Annotated in this window: 13 protein-coding genes and 1 pseudogene; 3 read left to right on the forward strand and 11 right to left on the reverse strand. The window is 66.5% G+C overall.

The genetic code is table 11. The annotated features are described in order from the left end of the window. Positions 1 to 141: 141 nt before the first annotated feature. Positions 142 to 2,913 (reverse strand): DNA polymerase I, encoded by a 2,772-nt coding sequence (gene polA, locus PDM29_RS06515; RefSeq protein WP_311193055.1) that lies wholly within the window; start codon positions 2,911 to 2,913, stop codon positions 142 to 144. A gap of 96 nt (positions 2,914 to 3,009) precedes the next feature. On the opposite strand from polA, the gene PDM29_RS06520 reads away from it, so the two are divergent. Beyond that, positions 3,010 to 3,294 carry a DUF2782 domain-containing protein gene (locus PDM29_RS06520; RefSeq protein WP_311193056.1) on the forward strand — a complete coding sequence of 95 codons (285 nt, stop codon included), beginning with the start codon at positions 3,010 to 3,012 and terminating at the stop codon, positions 3,292 to 3,294. Positions 3,295 to 3,312: 18 nt separating this feature from the next. Then, entirely contained in the window at positions 3,313 to 3,552 is a 240-nt protein-coding gene (locus tag PDM29_RS06525; protein ID WP_311193057.1) for a hypothetical protein, read from the forward strand. A gap of 5 nt (positions 3,553 to 3,557) precedes the next feature. Here PDM29_RS06525 and PDM29_RS06530 read toward each other — a convergent pair whose 3' ends face one another. From PDM29_RS06530 to PDM29_RS06550, 5 genes are all read right to left on the reverse strand, one after another. Next, positions 3,558 to 4,004: a universal stress protein gene (locus PDM29_RS06530; protein ID WP_311193058.1), complete on the reverse strand. Its 447-nt coding sequence runs from the start codon at positions 4,002 to 4,004 to the stop codon at positions 3,558 to 3,560. Between the two features lie 91 nt (positions 4,005 to 4,095). Further along, positions 4,096 to 4,350, reverse strand: coding sequence for a hypothetical protein (locus tag PDM29_RS06535; protein WP_311193059.1), 255 nt, complete (start codon positions 4,348 to 4,350; stop codon positions 4,096 to 4,098). Positions 4,351 to 4,478: 128 nt separating this feature from the next. Further along, positions 4,479 to 5,495, reverse strand: a complete 1,017-nt coding sequence (rtcA, locus tag PDM29_RS06540; RefSeq protein WP_311193060.1) for an RNA 3'-terminal phosphate cyclase — start codon at positions 5,493 to 5,495, stop codon at positions 4,479 to 4,481. A 60-nt stretch (positions 5,496 to 5,555) separates the two neighbouring features. Beyond that, a complete protein-coding gene (locus tag PDM29_RS06545) occupies positions 5,556 to 6,785 on the reverse strand; it encodes an RtcB family protein (RefSeq protein WP_311193061.1) in 1,230 nt (409 codons plus the stop codon). A gap of 377 nt (positions 6,786 to 7,162) precedes the next feature. Beyond that, the gene (locus PDM29_RS06550) at positions 7,163 to 8,710 is read right to left on the reverse strand and encodes a vWA domain-containing protein (RefSeq protein ID WP_311193062.1); all 1,548 of its coding nucleotides are present in this window, start codon (positions 8,708 to 8,710) and stop codon (positions 7,163 to 7,165) included. 190 nt (positions 8,711 to 8,900) lie between these two features. Here PDM29_RS06550 and rtcR point away from each other — a divergent pair. After that, positions 8,901 to 10,421 (forward strand): annotated as a pseudogene (rtcR, locus tag PDM29_RS06555) (RNA repair transcriptional activator RtcR); the annotation flags it as partial. Positions 10,422 to 10,634: 213 nt separating this feature from the next. Here rtcR and PDM29_RS06560 read toward each other — a convergent pair. The 5 genes from PDM29_RS06560 to PDM29_RS06580 form a co-directional block, all read right to left on the reverse strand. After that, the gene (locus PDM29_RS06560; protein WP_311193064.1) at positions 10,635 to 10,871 is read right to left on the reverse strand and encodes a SymE family type I addiction module toxin; all 237 of its coding nucleotides are present in this window, start codon (positions 10,869 to 10,871) and stop codon (positions 10,635 to 10,637) included. Positions 10,872 to 11,015: 144 nt separating this feature from the next. After that, positions 11,016 to 11,570, reverse strand: a complete 555-nt coding sequence (locus tag PDM29_RS06565) for a hypothetical protein (protein ID WP_311193065.1) — start codon at positions 11,568 to 11,570, stop codon at positions 11,016 to 11,018. A 388-nt stretch (positions 11,571 to 11,958) separates the two neighbouring features. Further along, positions 11,959 to 12,285 carry a low molecular weight protein tyrosine phosphatase family protein gene (locus PDM29_RS06570; protein ID WP_311193066.1) on the reverse strand — a complete coding sequence of 109 codons (327 nt, stop codon included), beginning with the start codon at positions 12,283 to 12,285 and terminating at the stop codon, positions 11,959 to 11,961. Next, on the reverse strand, positions 12,282 to 14,474 hold the full coding sequence (gene uvrD, locus PDM29_RS06575; protein ID WP_311193067.1) for a DNA helicase II: 2,193 nt from the start codon (positions 14,472 to 14,474) through the stop codon (positions 12,282 to 12,284). Before uvrD ends, PDM29_RS06570 begins: the two co-directional genes overlap by 4 nt. A gap of 52 nt (positions 14,475 to 14,526) precedes the next feature. Continuing rightward, a complete protein-coding gene (locus tag PDM29_RS06580) occupies positions 14,527 to 15,906 on the reverse strand; it encodes an FAD/NAD(P)-binding protein (RefSeq protein ID WP_311193068.1) in 1,380 nt (459 codons plus the stop codon). Positions 15,907 to 15,912: the final 6 nt, after the last annotated feature.

Here is a 15,912-nt window from a genome sequence, read left to right on the forward strand (position 1 = left end):
GAGGTCTATAAAAGCACCTCGAACATTGATAGTTCGTGAAGGAAGCCCATTAATTCTTGGGAAAATTCAGAAAGATTCATCATCGAGTCAGATTCTGGCCTTCCACTGAACCAATTCAGCCATTTTCACGTCAAATGCGTCTCAATGCGCCTCGTCCCAGTTATCGCCGACCCCCGCATCCACCACCAGAGGCACCCGCAACTGCGCCGCAGACGACATCAGTTCCACCACCTGCGAACGCAAGGTTTCCAGAAACTCGCTTTCGGTTTCGAATACCAGTTCGTCGTGCACCTGCAGAATCATCCGCGCACGCCCGCCCTGCCCGGCCAGCCAGTCGTCCACCTTCACCATGGCCCGCTTGATGATGTCCGCGGCAGTGCCCTGCATCGGCGCGTTGATCGCGGCGCGCTCGGCCCCGGCCCGCAGGCCCTGGTTGCGGGCGTGAATGTCGTTCAGATACAGCCGGCGCCCTTCCAGAGTTTCCACATAGCCCTGGTCGCGGGCCTGCTGGCGCATGCGCTCCATGAAGTCACGCACGCCCGGATAGCGTCTGAAGTACAGCGCCACATAATCCTGGGCCTGGCCGCGGTCGATGCCGAGGTTCTTGGCCAGGCCGAACGCGCTCATGCCGTACATCAGGCCGAAGTTGATCGCCTTGGCGGCGCGGCGCTCGTTCGGGGTGACCTCGTCCAGCGCGCGGCTGAACACCTCGGCCGCGGTGGCCCGGTGCACGTCCACGCCCTGCTCGAAGGCCCGCACCAGGCCGGGGTCTTCAGACAGGTGGGCCATGATCCGCAGCTCGATCTGCGAATAGTCGCAGGCCAGCAGCTTGTGCCCCGGCGGGGCCACGAAGGCGCGGCGGATGCGACGGCCGTCGTCGGTGCGGATCGGGATGTTCTGCAGGTTCGGGTCGGACGAGGACAGCCGGCCGGTGGCCGCGCCGGCCTGGTGGTAGCTGGTATGGACCCGGCCGGTGACCGGATTGACCATCTCCGGCAACTTGTCGGTGTAGGTGCTGCGCAGCTTGGCCAGGCCCCGGTACTCCAGGATCACCCGCGGCAGCTCGTGCTGGTCGGCAATCGCCTCCAGCGCTTCTTCATTGGTGCTGGGCTGGCCCTTGGGGGTCTTCACCAGCGCCGGCAGCTTCAGCTCGTCGAACAGCACCGCCTGCAGCTGCTTGGGCGAGTCCAGGCTGAAGGTGTGCCCGGCCAGCTCGGTGGCCTTCTGCTGGGCAGCCAGCATGCGCGCGCCCAGGTCCTGGCTCTGCCGGCGCAGCTCGGCTGCGTCGATGTACACGCCGTTGGCCTCGATCCGGGCCAGCACCGGCACCAGCGGCATCTCGATGTTGCGGTACACGTTGTCCAGCGCCGGCACGGCCAGCAGCTGCGGGCCCAGCACGCGGTGCAGACGCAGGGTGATGTCGGCGTCTTCGGCGGCGTAGCGGGCGGCTTCGTCCAGCCCGACCTGCGAGAACGGAATCTGCTTGGCTCCCTTGCCGGCCACGTCCTCGAACTTGATTGTGTTGTAGCCGAGGTAGCGCATCGCCAGCGAGTCCATGTCGTGGCGGGTGGCGGTGGAGTTGAGCACGAAGCTCTCAAGCATGGTGTCGTCGTGGTACCCCTGCACGTTCACGCCGTGCCGGCGAAGCACATGCAGGTCGTACTTGCCGTGCTGGCCGAGCTTCTTCTTCGCCGGGTTCTCCAGCACCGGGCGGAGTGCGTCCAGCACCTGCTGCATGGGCAGCTGGGACGGCGCGCCGGGGTAGTTGTGGCCGACCGGAATATAGGCCGCCTTGCCCGGCTCCACGGCGACGCTGATGCCGACCAGGTTGGCCTGCATCGCGTCCAGGGCGTCAGTCTCGGTATCGAAGGCAATCAGCTCGGCGGCGTCCAGCCGGGCCACCCAGGCCTGCAGCTGTTCGGTGGTCAGCACGGTCTCGTACTCGCCCGGCGCGGCCAGTGACGGGTCCAACGCGGCCGGGGCGCTGTCATCGCTGCTGCGGGCAAAGCCGGCGGCGGTGCCGCGCAGGCTCACCGGGGCGTCGCTGGCAGCGGCCGGAGCCGGTGCGGCTCCGCCCAGCTCCTTCAGCGCCTGGGTAAAGCCATAGCGCAGGTACAGCTCGCTCAACACCGGCACATCCGGCTCGCGCAGGCCCAGCTGCTGCGGGCCGGCATCCAGCTCCACGTTGGTGCGGATGGTGACCAGCTCGCGATTGAGCGGCAGGCGCTCCAGCGCGGCGCGCAGGTTCTCGCCGATCTTGCCCTTCATGGTCGGCGCGGCAGCCATCACCCCATCCAGGGTCTGGTACTCGGCCAGCCACTTGGCGGCGGTCTTGGGCCCGCACTTCTCAACCCCGGGCACGTTGTCCACGGTGTCGCCCATCAGCGCCAGCAGGTCGACGATCTGGTCGGCGCGCACGCCGAACTTGTCCATCACTGTCGCATCCGAGTCCATCCGGCTGCCGGTCATGGTGTTGACCAGCTCGATGCCGGGACGGACCAGCTGGGCGAAGTCCTTGTCACCGGTGGAGATGGTCACCTGCAGGCCCTGCTGCTGGCCCTGCAGGGCCAGGGTGCCGATGACATCGTCGGCTTCCACGCCGGGCACGCGCAGGATGGTCAGGCCCAGCGCCTCGACGATGCGGCACATCGGCTCGACCTGCGGGCGCAGGTCGTCGGGCATCGGCGGGCGGTTGGCCTTGTAGTCGGCATACAGGTCGTCGCGGAAGGTCTTGCCGGGCGCATCGACCACGAACGCCACGTATTCAGGGCGTTCCTTCAGGGTGGCACGCAGCATGTTGACCACGCCGAACAGAGCGCCGGTGGGCTCACCGGCAGCATTGGACAGCGGCGGAAGCGCATGGAACGCGCGATACAGGTAACTGGACCCGTCAATCAGGACTAATCTGCTCATGCGACGATTCTACGCACCCGGCCGGTGACATTCGCGGCACCGGCGTCACAAGGCATGGGGCATAATCAGGACTCCCCGCCTCTGGAGCCTGTGCCGATGAAGATCCTGCTGCTGGCCGCCGTGCTTGCGCTGGCTGGATGTGCCTCCACCGGCGGTGCCGGAATGCCCCCGGTTGATGTCAGTGGCGCGGATGTCTCCAAGCGCAGCCTGGACAACGGTGACACCATCGAAGAGTACCGGGTCAGCGGCCAGCTGCGCATGGTCAAGGTCACCCCCGCGCGCGGCGCACCGTATTACATGTACGACGGCAATGGCGACGGCAAGCTGGACAGCAACCGCGACGGCGTATCGCCGGTGTACTGGAAGCTCTACAGCTGGTAAGGCGGCGCGCAGTACGTAATGACTACCTCTGAACGACGCAAGCCGCTTGACCCTGCCCTTCTGCGCGAAGGCCTGACCCCGGAACAGCTCAAGTCAGTGGAAACACTGGAGCATTTCGGCTGGTCGCTGCGCTTCGTGCGCCGGCCGCTGTTCCGCGACCCGATTCCGGTGCTGTATGACAGCACCGGCAGCAAGTACGTGGTGTTGAACGCCGACGGCACGCTGGACGAGTCGCAGACGTTGAAGATCCGACCGTAACGCGGTTACCGGATCACCAACACCGGAATCGTGCTGCGCGCCAGCACCTCGGCGGTCTGGCTGCCCAGCAGCACCCGGGTCACGCCGCGGCGGCCGTGCGAGGTCATCACGATCAGGTCGCTGCTGCGCTCGGTGGCGGTATCAATGATGCCGTCGGCCGCATACTTGTCGAGTACGTGCACGGTGTTGACGGCCAGCCCCTGCGCGGTGGCGGTCGCCTTGGCGGGGTCCAGGATCTCCTGCGCGCTCTTTTCACGGTCGGCCTTGTACTCCGGGCTGTTCATGTAGCCCACGCTCCAGCCCATGGCGTCGTACATGCCCACCGCCCACGGCTCGGATACGGTCACGATATCCACTTCGGCACCCAGGTCCTTGGCCAGTTCCAGGCCCTTGTCCAGGCCTTTGGCCGCCAGTTCCGAACCGTCGGTGGCAATAAGAATGCGCTTGTACATGGCGGGCTCCGTGCAATGAGGTGGGGACCACCATTGCACACCCGGTGTGCAGGGACCGCCTTGAGCCGGATCAATTGGCTGGCCCGGACCCTCAACGCCGGTGCAGGCCGCGTCGGTTTGTGACCGCCATCACCACCAGGGTGGTGGCGGCCGACGTGGCCCAGAACGACCAGCCCAGCGCCATCGGTGCGCCGGGCACGCAGCGCAGACCCACCAGGTCCACGCTGCCGCCGCTGCCCAGGCAGCTGGCCACGTGTTCGAACAGGGCCAGTACCGGTGCTGCCCAGCCCGCCGACAGCGTCAGCGCGACCAGCACAGCCAGCAGATACGGAATTCCCTTGTTCATATGCACGCTCCCAGCGGACAGCGTCCGACTCTGGGCGCGCGGCCAGGGGGGTTCAAGCGGGATGCGACGAAGCGGGGGTTTTAGGGGATGAGTTCAGGGAACCGCGTGCCGGGCGGTTTCCCGCCCGGCTACCCGTGGACCTCGACGCGCCAACCGGCGTCGGCCTGTTCCCATTCAAATTCCACCGGCAGGAATTTTTCGATCAAGCGGGCGTTGCTGGTCAGATGGTCGCTGATGACATGCGTGGTGAAGGCACCACCGCCGGCCAGCGCCATCGGCAGCAACAGCTGGTCGCTCAGGTGCTCGCCCACGCAGGCACCGCCGTCCAGGTACTGCTGCACCTCATCGGCCAGGCGTGCTCCGACCTGCTCGGCACTGATGCCGCGCTCGCCATGGCCGGTGAACACTTCCACCTGCGCGCCATGACGCACGCGCACCTGCGCCACATTGCCCGGGCCGATGGCCGGGCGCAGCGACTGCACGTGGCGCGGGTGCGCATCCACGCCCAGGCGGTCGGCCAGTACCTGCAGCTCGCGCAGGCCGATGCTGCCGGACAGGCCCGACATCAGCACGCCCGCCTCCACGCTCAACGGCATGCCACGGGTTTCCAGCGCGCACGGCTGCAGCGCAGCACAGGGCTTCACCTGCACCTCGAAGCGGCCACCGCCGGCCGGGTAGAACCCATGCTGCTGCAGCGCGAACGTGGTCTGCACGCCCATCTGCGCCAGCGCCGGCAGGTAGCTTTCGGCAATGAAGTCCGCGCTGGGGGCCAGCGGGTTGTGGGTGCCCCCTTCCAGTTGCAGCGTGGACGGCAGCGTCGCCTGCCACAACGCCGGCAGCACGGTCTGCAGCACAAGCGTCGCCGAACCGGCACTGCCGGTGGCGAAGTGGTAGTCGCCGCCACGCACTGTGCCGGGCTCGAAGCGCAGTCCGGTCGCCCCGAGCGCGGCACCGTGCACCTGTGCCTGGCCGACGCTGGCTGCCGCATTCACTGCGGTCAGATGCTGGCGCATCAGCCCCGGGCGACGACGGCGGCCGCGGATGTTGCTCATGCTGAAGCCAATGCCAGTGCACAGACTCAAGGTCAGCGCCGAGCGCAACAGCTGGCCGCCGCCCTCGGTGCCGTCCAGTTCAATCATCTCCATGTCGTTGTTCCTCCTGCCTGTTGCCGTGCGCGGCGCAGTTTACGCAGCGCACGTGTTGCTTCATCCCTTCACACACACCACCTGACGCAGCGTGTGCACGATTTCCACCAGGTCGCGCTGGGCCTCCATCACCGCTTCAATCGGCTTATAGGCGGCCGGCGACTCGTCCACCACCTCCGCGTCCTTGCGGCATTCCACGTGCGCGGTGGCCTTGGCGTGCTCGTCGACCGTGATCAACTTGCGCGCCTGGGTTCGACTCATCACACGCCCTGCGCCGTGGCTGCAGCTGTTGAAGCTGTCGGCATTGCCTAGGCCTCGCACGATGAAGCTCTTGGCCCCCATGCTGCCCGGAATGATGCCCAGCTCGCCCTTGCGTGCGCTCACCGCGCCCTTTCGGGTCACGAACACGTCCTTGCCGAAGTGGTGCTCACGGCTGACGTAGTTGTGGTGGCAGTTCACCGCCTCGGCCGCGGCCTCGAACGGCTTGCTGATCACCTTGCGTGCAGCCTCGACCACGTGGCGCATCATGATCTCGCGGTTGAGGCGGGCGTAGCGCTGTGCCCAGTCCACCGCGAACACATAGTCGCCGTAGTGCTCGCTGCCTTCCGGCAGGTAGGCAAGATCCTGGTCCGGCAGGTTGATCATCCAGCGACGCATGTCCTGCTTGGCCAGCTCGATGAAGTGGTTGCCGATGGCGTTACCCACCCCGCGCGAGCCGGAGTGCAGCATGAACCACACGCGGTCCTCCTGGTCCAGGCACACTTCGACGAAGTGGTTGCCGGTACCCAGGGTGCCCAGGTGCTTGAGGTTGTTGGTGTTCTTCAGGCGCGGGTGACGCTGGCAGATCAGCTCGAAGTCGGCCACCAGCTGCGACCAGCCTTCAATTGCCAGCTCCGGCGGGGCGTTCCACGCGCCCTTGTCACGCGGTCCGACGGTACGGCCATGCGGCACCGCGCGCTCGATCGCGCTGCGCAGCTCGGCCAGGTTGTCGGGCAGGTCGCTGGCGACCAGGGTGGTGCGCGCGGCGATCATGCCGCAGCCGATATCCACGCCCACTGCCGCCGGCACGATCGCGCCGATGGTCGGCACCACCGAGCCCACCGTGGCCCCCTTGCCCAGGTGCACGTCGGGCATCACCGCGATCCAGCGATGGATGAAGGGCAGCTTGGCAATGTTCTGCAGCTGTTCGCGCACGGCGTCTTCCAGCGGCACGCCGCGGGTCCAGAGCTTGATCGGCGCAGCGCCCGGCTGCTGGATGACGTCGTAGTTGTTGGTGTGGGTGTTGCACATGGCGTGTTTCCTTCTGCCAGAAATCAAAAAAGGTGCGGTGACAAGGGAGGTGGAACGTACGTCCGCTCATGCCGACGCAGACAACCGGGATTTGAACCCGACCCCGAAGGGCTCTACGAAAGATGTAGTTCCACCGGCATTCGCCGCAAAACAAAAAAGGTGCCGGAGATGCGACAAGGGTGAGGGAACATTCCTGCTCTAACCACTGAGCTACCGTCGTGCTGCCACGACGAGCGGGAGTCGAACCCGCGACACGGAGCGTAATAGGCTGTAGTTCCCCCGGCATTCGCACTGCCGACGTTGAAGCTGAAATTTCTGGGCCTTGCCCGGCTGGCCCCATTGCCAGCCGGGCGTTCCCGTGGCGACGTCCTGTCGCCTTACAAAGCCAGGTCCTGGATGCGCTGCACCCAGCCTGCCCCGTCATCCGATCCGCTGGCGACCTGCCCGAGCAGGTCGAACACCGCATCGCTGAAGCCGCCGATGTGCAGCACGTCCTCGCGCTGCACGGTCTGGCTGCTGGTGTACGGCTGCAGGTCGATACACACCAGCCGTGCCTGCGGGCAACGCTGCTTCAGCGTCTCCCACTCGCGCATCGTGGCGGTACCGTTACCACCGCAGGTGTCGCGCCAGCTCTCGTTGTCCGACACCAGCACCAGCAGGTCCACCTGCGCGCGCTTGGCGTTGAGGTACTTCAGCGGCGAACTCACCGCCGTGCCACCGCCGTTGATCGCCAGCTGGCGCGCCAGGGTCATCACGCTGTCGCGCGGGTTGACCCGGATGGGCCGGACCTCGGTGTCGAACGGCAACACCTGGGCCTGCGGCTGGCCGCGCAGTACGCAGGCGGCGATCAGCGCGGCCACGTCCACGCAGCGGGCTGCGGTGGTGGCACCCTTGCGGTAGCCGGTCACCGGCGATTGCATCGAGCCCGACACGTCCACCGCCACCACCACCCGGCCCTGCAGCACCGGTACCGACGCGGTCGCCACTTCCATGGCATCCTGCAACGCCTCCAGAATCGGCAGCGGCAGCTCGCTGGCGGCGTAGTACGCCGTCATCAGCTGGTACGGCAGCACCCGCGCCCGGCGGATCTGGGCCGGATCCCGCAGTTTGGCGGCGACCGCCTGCACCATCGCCTCGTCACCGAACACGCCGTGGCGTGCGAAGGTGTTGAGGTTCATGCGCAGCTGCTGCCACGATGCATTGCGGGCCAGCGCCGACCACTGCGCCACATCCAGCGACAACGTGCTGAAGTACTGGAACGGCAGGTCGGGCGGCGTGCCCACCGGTGCCTGCTTGAAGGCTTCATACGCCTGCAGCAGGGCCGGCAGCTTGGCGGCCTCATACGGACGGCCGACGATCCACGCATACAGCGCCTCGCGTCCGGCATCGGCCGGCTTCGGGTGCACCATGCGGATCACGTCCGCCAGCGACGGCTGCTGGCCGATGGCCGCACGCACCAGCGTTTCCGCTGAAGCCTGCTGCACCCACTGCCGCACCAGCCGCTTCGGCAGCGAGCCCAGCGAGCGCCGACCGACCTGGCCGCTGCGCATGATCTGCACGAACGTGCGCAGCTGGCGGCCGTTGTCGACCACCTTCGGAAAGGCCCGGGAGAAGGCGTCCAGATCCCGCAGACTGAGCAGCGCCAGCAGCAGCACCGGCATGTCCTTCATATGCGCCTTCTGGCGTGCATACACCGCAACCCGTGCCACAAAACCCGGCTCGACCTGCTCACTCAGCGCCAGCACCTGCTCAAGCTGACTGGTGGCGTCACTGTAGAAGGTGCTGTTGAGGCAGCCGGTGCCAGCAAACAGCGCCAGCGCAGCACGCGGGTCGCGGCGATAGGCCAGGCCACCGGCTTCATTGACGGTGGTCGCCGGCGGCAGCACTGCGCTGCGCATCCGTGAGAAGAGGGAAAGGTTGGCCATGTGCTTCGTCCTTGGCGGGAACAGCCCGCGTCGTGTCTTGCTGGGAATAGAGCAATGGCCGTGCCAACTTTCGCGAATTCAATCTATCTCTATGATTTTATAGAATTTCCACAGATGTACTGGCCAGAAGCGGGTCTTCTAGACTTGCTTTTGTATATAGTGTTCGCGCCTGATTTATATGGATGTATACATGGACAAGCGGCAAGTGGTGTTCGGCATGCTCGGTACCCAACTCGATACCGGCTCGGGTCCCAAACGCTGGGAAAAGTGGCGCCCCACGGTCGCCCTGGGCATGCACGAGGACTTCGTGCCGGACCGGGTGGAGCTGCTGCTGGACGAGCGCCGCTTCGGCAAGCTGGCTACGCAGGTCTGCGAGGACCTGGTGCAGATGGCACCGGACACCGTGGTGCACCGCCACGACGTGTACATGGCGGATCCCTGGGAGTTCGAGGGGGTCTATGCCTGCCTGCATGACTTCCTGGCCGCGTACCCGTTCGCGCCGGACGAGGAGGATTACTACATCCACATCACCACCGGCACGCACGTGAGCCAGATCTGCTGGTTCCTGCTGACCGAAAGCCGCCACTTCCCCGGCCGCCTGCTGCAGACCTCGCCGCCGCGCAAGCAGGACAGCGACCAGGCCGGCACCTATGCACTGATCGACCTGGACCTTTCGCGCTACGACCGCATAGCACAGCGCTTCGCCCAGCAGCAGCTGCAGGACCGCGACCTGCTCAAGAGCGGCATTGCCACCCGCAACGCGGCATTCAACCGGATGATCGAGCAGATCGAGATCGTCGCCACGCGGTCACGCGCGCCGATGCTGTTGACCGGCCCCACCGGTGCCGGCAAGAGCCATCTGGCCCGGCGCGTGTTCGACCTGAAGAAGCTCAAGCACCAGCTGCCGGGTCGCTTCGTGGAGGTGAACTGCGCCACCCTGCGTGGCGATGGTGCGATGAGCACGCTGTTCGGGCACACCAAGGGCGCGTATACCGGGGCTGCCAGCGACCGTGCCGGCCTGCTGCGGTCGGCGCATCAGGGGCTGCTGTTCCTGGACGAGATTGGCGAGCTGGGCCTGGACGAACAGGCGATGCTGCTGCGGGCACTGGAGGACAAGCGGTTCCTTCCGGTGGGCAGTGACCGCGAGGTGGAGAGCGACTTCCAACTGATAGCCGGCACCAACCGCGACCTGCAGGAGGCGGTGCGTGCCGGGCGGTTCCGCGAGGATCTGCTGGCGCGCTTGAACCTGTGGACCTACCAGCTGCCTGGGCTGGCGCAACGGCGCGAGGATATCGAGCCGAACCTGGCGTTTGAGCTGGAGCGCTTCTCGCGTGAACAGCACCAGCAGGTGCGGTTCAATGCGGAAGCGCGGGCCCGTTACCTTTCATTCGCGACCGGCGCAGACGCAGCGTGGGCCGGCAACTTCCGCGACCTGGGGGCGTCAGTGATGCGGCTGGCGACGCTGGCCAATGCAGGACGTATCCAGACCGAAGGCGTGGAGGAAGAGATCGGGCGGCTGCGGCAGCAGTGGGCGGGTGGTGTGATGCCCTCGCCGCTGGATGCATTGCTGGGCGATGCTGTGCAGGAGCTCGACCGGTTTGATCGGGTGCAGCTGGAAGAAGTGGTGCGGGTGTGCGCGCAGGCGAAGTCGTTGTCGGCGGCCGGGCGTGAGCTGTTTGCGGTGTCACGGACCCAGCGCGCCAGCACCAATGATGCGGACCGGTTGCGCAAATATCTGGCACGGTTCGGATTGGATTGGGAGCAGGTGCGCGGCGCACGGAGTTGACGGTGCACGTGGGGACGCGCATGGCGCGTCTCTACACGATACGGTGATCGGCACGGTAACGCATGACCTGCAACGGAGAACCGCCTCTCCGTTCAAAGGTCCGTCGTTAAAGCAGCGATCGCTACTATCGGCGGTCGTCTATCGACCGACCCTACCCGGCCGCAGTTCGCGTTCCAGTGACGTGGGCGTTCCCGGCGGGATGCGCTCCGTGTTGCCCTGCGCGGTCAGAATGATGCGATGCCCTTGGTACTCGATATCCATCGGCGTGCCTTCGCTGAAGCCAACATCGCGCAGCCAGGTGCCACGCAGGATCAGGCATGAGGCCGCGCTCTTTTTCCTTCCGGCTTTTGGCTTGCGCTTCTTTCGCTTCGACATGGCAGCCCCTTCGGTTGAAGGGGCAAAGCCTGTAACGCTCGCCGTGGGAAACACATAGGCCAAAACGACAGTTACCGCGACGAATTTTGATTGTGTGACCGCTGCACGGTCAGCGCGCGGACAAATCGTGCCGCGCGCGACAACTCAGGCCGTACGCACCACGCGTGCACCCTGGCACAGCGGGTAGGTCGCGACCAGCTCGGCGATGCGTTCGTTCAACACATCGAAGCTGCTGCCGTACAGGTACAGCGCCGTTTCGGTCGGACCCTGCCACCAGCTGCACACTTCGCCCACGCCTTCGATGCTGGCCACGATCTTCTCGAACAGCTCGTTGGAGTCGTACTGTTCGTACACCTCGTCCGGCAGGTCGGTGCCGTTGAGGTACAGGCCCAGGCCTTCGGTGACGCCGAACGCTTCGTCGGGCGCGCCAGCACGCTGCACCACCGAGCCCTTCGGTGCGCCCAGCTGGTCCATGAGCGCCAGGACCTTGGGCAGGTCGTCGGCGCTGTTCAGGGCGACTTCGATGTCACCGTATTCGACTTCGCCGTCATCCGTGAGTGCGGTGCCGCCGCCGGTGATCTCGCCCAGCGATGCGCCTTCCAGCAGGCCCTCAAGCGGGTCCTCGAACAGCACGTGGCGGTGCTCGGGCTGCAGGCGGGCGTTGAGTTTCAGGGTGATCAAGAGCAGGGTGTCGGTCACGGGGGCGGTCCGGTGGTGGTCGGCGGTCATTGTACGTCGGGGGAGTTTGCGGATCGTGTGGCTACGCGGAGCGTGGGGCGTGGCGGCTCGGGGCACTCGGGGCACTCGGGGCACTCGGGGCACTCGGGGCACTCGGGGCACATGGTAGGGTCGCACGACAGTCGACCGCCGATGGCGATGATGATTGCTGGAAGGCATGACCTTTGAACGCGAGCGCGCTTCTGCGTTTTGGGGTCATGCGTTACCGTGCCGATCACCGTTATCGGCCGTCGTCTGTCGACCGACGCTACCAACAGCAACATCGCGGTTGTTCATCGCGGCGTCCGATGTACCAATAGCAGCATCCCGATTGCCCGACGCGGTATACCGGACTTCTATGCCGCGCGGGTCAGCGCAGGTACGGCGTCACCCTGCGCTTCAACAGCTCCACCAGAACCGGGTCCATGAAGTCGTAATCGTCCGGGATGTCCAGGCAGATGACGCGCTTGCCGTTCAACCACTGCCGGTACCGGCTGGACAGCCGGTTGCGGTGGGCGCGCTCCATCACGAAGATCAGGTCCGCCCACTGCAGCAGCTCCGGGCTGACCGGCACGTCGGCGTCGGCCAGCAGGCCGGCCGAGGCGGTTTCAATGCCCGGCCAGTCGGCGAACACCTGCTCAGCCGTGGGGCTGCGCAGGCGGTTCTGGCTGCAGAGGAACAGGACGTTACGGGTCACAGGACCGTCAGATTGGCGTAGGCCATCACCAGCCACTTGCTACCAGCTTCGGCGAACTCCACCTGCACGCGCGCGTGCGCGCCGCTGCCTTCGTAGTCGGTGACCATGCCTTCGCCGAAGCGGGCGTGGGTGACCATGGCCCCCAGCTTCAACGGCGGCGCTTCGATGGCGGCATGGCCCATTACCCGGTTGGCCCCCAGCGAAGCCGGACGGGCCACCTGCACCTTCGGCCTCACTTCGTTGAGCAGCTCGCGCGGGATCTCGCGCAGGAAGCGCGAGGGCACGTTGTAGTTGTCCTGGCCGTGGATGCGGCGCGACTCGGCGTAACTGAGCACCAGCTTCTGCCGCGCGCGGGTGATGCCCACGTAGGCCAGGCGGCGCTCCTCCTCCAGCCGCCCGCTCTCCTCCAGCGAACGAGCGCTGGGGAATAGTCCGTCTTCCATGCCGGCCAGGAACACCAGCGGGAACTCCAGGCCCTTGGCCGAATGCAGGGTCATCAGCTGCACGCCCTCCTCGCCCGCCTGGGCCTGGCCGTCGCCCGCCTCCAACGACGCGTAGGACAGGAACGCGACCAGCTCGCTCATGGTCTCGCCGGATTCCTCGATGTCGTCCTCGCGGCGAACAAAGCGCGACGCCACCGAGATCAGTTCGTCCAGGTTGTCCGAACGCGATTCGGAATCCAGAGAATTGCGACTTTCCTTGGCCCAGTGATCACGCAGGCCCGAACGCAGCAGTACATGGTCGATGCGCTCGGCCAGGGTCATCTCACCGGCTTCGTGCTGCAGCTGGTTGACCAGGGTGAGGAACCCAGCCAGCGCGTTGCGGGCGCGGGCGGCCAGCTCGTTGCCCTGCGCGGTGAGCATGGTGGCTTCCCACAGCGAGATCGCCTGGCTGCGGGCCAGCCGGCGCACTTCGTCCAGGGTGCGGTCGCCAATGCCGCGCGTCGGCGTGTTCACCGCGCGCTCGAAGGCGGCGTCGTCATCGCGGTTGGTCATCAAGCGCAGGTAAGCCAGCGCGTCCTTGATTTCGGCGCGCTCGAAGAAGCGCATGCCGCCATACACACGGTACGGCACCTGCTCGGAGATCAGCGCTTCTTCAAACGCGCGCGACTGCGCGTTGCTGCGGTACAGAACGGCGGCGTCGGCATAGCTGCCGCCGTCTCGCACCCACTGGCGCGCTCGCTCGACCACGTAACGCGCTTCGTCCATTTCGTTGTACGCCGCGTACAGGTCGATCGGCTCGCCGTCGCCGCTGTCGGTCCACAGTTCCTTGCCGATGCGGTCGGGGTTGTGTGCGATCACCGCATTGGCCGCGCCGAGGATGTTGGCGGTGGAACGGTAGTTCTGCTCCAGGCGCACGGTCTGCGCGCCGGGGAAGTCTTTCAGGAAGCGCTGGACGTTCTCCACCTTGGCACCACGCCAGCCGTAGATGGCCTGGTCGTCGTCGCCGACCACGAAGACGTGGCCGCTGTCGCCGGCCAGCACGCGCACGAAGGCGTACTGGATGGCATTGGTGTCCTGGAACTCGTCCACCAGAATCTCGCGGAAGCGTGAACGGTAGTGCGCCAGCAACGCCGGGTTGTCGCGCAGCAGCTCATGCGCGCGGAGCAGCAGCTCGGCGAAATCCACCAGCCCGGCGCGGTCGCAGCGCTCCTGGTAGGCCGCGTAGGCCTGGCGCATGGTCTCCAGCCAGTGGTCGCTGGGCTCGGGCTGGATGTGCTGCGGGCGGCGGCCTTCGTCTTTCTGCTCGTTGATCCACCAGGCAATCTGCTTGGGCGGGTACTTGCCGTCGTCGATTTCCAGCTGCTGCACCACGCGCTTGACCAGTCGCAGCTGGTCGTCCGAATCCAGCACCTGGAAGCTGTCGGGCAGCTTGGCTTCAGCGAAATGCAGGCGCAGCAGGCGGTGGGCCAGGCCGTGGAAGGTGCCGATCCACATGCCGCGGCTGCCGTGCGGCAGCTGCGCGTCGATGCGGTGGCGCATTTCACCGGCGGCCTTGTTGGTGAAGGTGACCGCGAAAATGCCATGGGTAGGCACGCCGAAGACTTCATGCAGCCAGGCGATGCGGTGGGTCAGTACGCGGGTCTTGCCGGAACCGGCACCGGCCAACACCAGATGGTGGCCGGGCGGGGCGGACACGGCCTCGCGCTGGGCGGGGTTGAGCCCGTCGAGCAGGTGGGAGACATCCATGCGGCCATTTTACCCCGGCCGGTGGCGCACCGGGGCAGCGCACGCAACGGGTTCAGGCAATTGCGGCACGCGCGGCCTGTTGCGCCTGCACCCGCAGCTCCGGAATCGCCAGGCTTTCCCACAGGGTACCGATGCGCAGGCTGCCGACCAACCACAGCCCCGGCTGCGGCGCACCGTGAGCATCGTGCAGCTGGCCGCTGTCAGGATCGGCATCCAGCCCCAGCCCATGCGGACCTGGGCGCGCATGGCCTTCGGCCAGCAACTGCTGCAGCAGCGGGTTGCGCAGGCCGAGCGCGCGGGTTTCCACCCCGGTGGCGTTGATCAACGCACCGACGTTGAAGGGCGGCGTACCGCGCCCGTGCACCTGAAGATTGGCGTCCTGGACCAGCACGGCATCCAGCCGCGCGCGATGGCGCTGCAGCTGGCCACTGCGCTCCACCGCCATCAGCTGGTCGTGCACGGACTCGGCGATGCGATGCCGGTGTACGTCCCAGTAGCGCACCACGTGGCGCAGGAAACGACGCTGGTCGGCCTCCTCCAGGCTGCGCCACAGCGCCTGCCCCAGCGGACGGATACGGTCCATCACGGCCTGCCACGGCAGGCCTTGCGCCTGCGCGATGCGCACGTGCTCGCGCAGCTGGCGCATGCGTGCGCGCAGCGGCAGCTGCAGCAGGGGCTGTGGGTCGAAGTCGGCAGTGCCGCCGTGCGCGTGCGGCAAGGGCAGCAGTGCATGACGTGACAACACATGAATGCGGCCGCGATGGCCCGCCGCCAGCAGCGAGACCACGCAGTCGGCCATGCTCAGGCCGGTGCCGATGATGGCGAGGTCCTGGTCGCCGGCGAGCATCCGCACACCGTCATAGTCCCAGGCGTCCACCACCTTGCCGGGGGGCAAGGCGTTGCCTGCGGGCAATGGCAGCGGGCGCATGCTGTTGCCGCAGGCCAGTACCACCTGTGTGGCCTGCCAGTTTGCGCCTTCCGCCTGTTGGAACCGATGCCCGCCGGACTGCGGCTGCAACGACACAACGGCATCGTGGACGACCTGCAGGGTGCCGGCGCTGGCGGCGGCCGCTTCGGCCAGGCGTTGCTGCAGGTAATCGGCGTAATCCAGGCGTGGCACGTACTGCTCGGCCAGCGTGGCCTCGGGTGCTTCACGGCGCGCGAGGAGGTGGTCGAGGAAATCACCGGGCTGCTCGGGAAACCCGCTCATCTTGCCGGCGGGCACATTCAGCAGGTGCTCGGGCCATGGCGTGGCATACGCGATGCCCTGGGCCACGGCGGATGCAGGCTCGAACAAGGCGATGCGCTGGCCGGGTGCTGCGGCGCGCAGCGCGTTGATCGCGGTGAGCACGCCGGCCGCACCGCCGCCGATGATGGCCAGGTCCACCTGGCGGGAAGGCTGGATTTCCGTCATGCCGGCATTGTAGGCCATGCGCGG

The organism is Stenotrophomonas oahuensis (assembly GCF_031834595.1).
In the GTDB taxonomy this organism is placed as follows: Bacteria; Pseudomonadota; Gammaproteobacteria; order Xanthomonadales; family Xanthomonadaceae; genus Stenotrophomonas; species Stenotrophomonas oahuensis.

Excerpts from the sequence above, each read along its gene's own strand:
- polA (WP_311193055.1), bottom strand. The coding sequence starts at position 2,913 with ATGAGCAGATTAGTCCTGATTGACGGGTCCAGTTACCTGTATCGCGCG.
- PDM29_RS06520 (WP_311193056.1), top strand. The coding sequence starts at position 3,010 with ATGAAGATCCTGCTGCTGGCCGCCGTGCTTGCGCTGGCTGGATGTGCC.
- PDM29_RS06525 (WP_311193057.1), top strand. The coding sequence starts at position 3,313 with ATGACTACCTCTGAACGACGCAAGCCGCTTGACCCTGCCCTTCTGCGC.
- PDM29_RS06530 (WP_311193058.1), bottom strand. The coding sequence starts at position 4,004 with ATGTACAAGCGCATTCTTATTGCCACCGACGGTTCGGAACTGGCGGCC.
- PDM29_RS06535 (WP_311193059.1), bottom strand. The coding sequence starts at position 4,350 with ATGAACAAGGGAATTCCGTATCTGCTGGCTGTGCTGGTCGCGCTGACG.
- rtcA (WP_311193060.1), bottom strand. The coding sequence starts at position 5,495 with ATGGAGATGATTGAACTGGACGGCACCGAGGGCGGCGGCCAGCTGTTG.
- PDM29_RS06545 (WP_311193061.1), bottom strand. The coding sequence starts at position 6,785 with ATGTGCAACACCCACACCAACAACTACGACGTCATCCAGCAGCCGGGC.
- PDM29_RS06550 (WP_311193062.1), bottom strand. The coding sequence starts at position 8,710 with ATGGCCAACCTTTCCCTCTTCTCACGGATGCGCAGCGCAGTGCTGCCG.
- PDM29_RS06560 (WP_311193064.1), bottom strand. The coding sequence starts at position 10,871 with ATGTCGAAGCGAAAGAAGCGCAAGCCAAAAGCCGGAAGGAAAAAGAGC.
- uvrD (WP_311193067.1), bottom strand. The coding sequence starts at position 14,474 with ATGGATGTCTCCCACCTGCTCGACGGGCTCAACCCCGCCCAGCGCGAG.
- PDM29_RS06580 (WP_311193068.1), bottom strand. The coding sequence starts at position 15,906 with ATGGCCTACAATGCCGGCATGACGGAAATCCAGCCTTCCCGCCAGGTG.